This is a genomic window from Streptomyces endocoffeicus (genome assembly GCF_016741935.1).
Classification (GTDB): Bacteria; Actinomycetota; Actinomycetes; order Streptomycetales; family Streptomycetaceae; genus Streptomyces; species Streptomyces endocoffeicus.
Map to the genome: position 1 here is coordinate 1 of NZ_JAERRG010000156.1, position 1,217 is coordinate 1,217.

The following is a 1,217-nucleotide window of genomic DNA, read 5'->3' on the forward strand; positions in this document are numbered from 1 at the left end:
CATCGCGATGTTGCACGGCGAGGATGAGGTGCGAGCTGCGGTTGCCGCGCTGGCCATGATGCATGTCCAAGGGGTCGGGGTCGACTGGCCGGCGATCCTGGGGACGACCACCGGGCGGGTGCTGGACCTGCCCACGTATGCCTTCCAGCACGAGCGCTACTGGATGGTGAGCGCTGGTCGGCCGGGTGGGGAGGGGCATCCGTTGCTGGGCTGGGGGGTGCCGGTGGCGGAGGCTGAGGGGAGGTTGTATACCGGGAGGGTCTCTCAGCAGGACGGGCCTGTGCTGCCCGTGGCGGCGTTCGTCGAAATGGCTTTCACGGCGGCCGGTGGCAGGCCGATCCGTGAACTGTCGGTGGACGCGTTGCTGTACATCCCGGAAGAGGGCACCGCCGAGCTGCAGACCTGGGTCAGCGGGCACCGGCTCACTGTCCACGCCCGCTACCGCGATACCGAGCCGTGGACCCGCCTGGCCACCGCGACCCTGGACACCACCGGGCCCGCCACCACGCACACCCCGCACCCCGGCCTCATCACCACCGCCCTCACCCTCACCGGCGACCAGACGCCCGCGATCTGGCATGACCTGACCCTGCACACCAGCGACGCCACCGAACTCCACACCCACATCACCCGGGGCGACGACGGCACGCTGACCATCACCGCCGCCGATGCCACCGGACACCCCGTCCTGACCGCACATGCCGCCGCCCCGACCACGATCCCCCTCCACGCACCCACCACCTCAGCCGACGACCTGTTCGCCCTGACGTGGACCGAGATCCCCGCCCCCGGGCCGGGTGATCCCGCCGACGTCGTGGTCTTCACCGCCCTGCCCGAGCCCGGCAGCGATCCGCTGACCCAGACCCGCACCCTGACCGCCCAGGTGTTGCACAGCATCCAGGAAACACTGGCCGGGGAAGACCGGCCGCTGGTCGTGCACACCGGCACCGGCCTGGCCTCCGCCGCGGTATCGGGCCTGGTGCGCTCCGCCCAGTCGGAACACCCCGACCGCTTCATCCTGGTCGAAAGCGATGACGAGACCCTCACCCTGGATCAGCTCGCCGCGACCGCCGGGCTCGATGAACCCCGGCTACGCATCACCGGCAACCGCTACGAAGTACCCCGGCTGACCAAAACCACCACCACCGCCACCACCGCTGCCGGTGCTGCCGGTGCTGTGTCCGAGCCGGTCTGGGACCCGGACGGCACGGTCCTGA

General features: G+C 70.6%; 1 protein-coding gene. It reads left to right on the forward strand.

Annotation, left to right across the window (positions count from 1 at the left end; translation table 11 throughout):
- Positions 1-28 precede the first annotated feature (28 nt).
- The coding region (locus JK364_RS54325; RefSeq protein WP_443732281.1) for a SpnB-like Rossmann fold domain-containing protein at positions 29-1,217 on the forward strand (1,189 nt) is incomplete at its 3' end.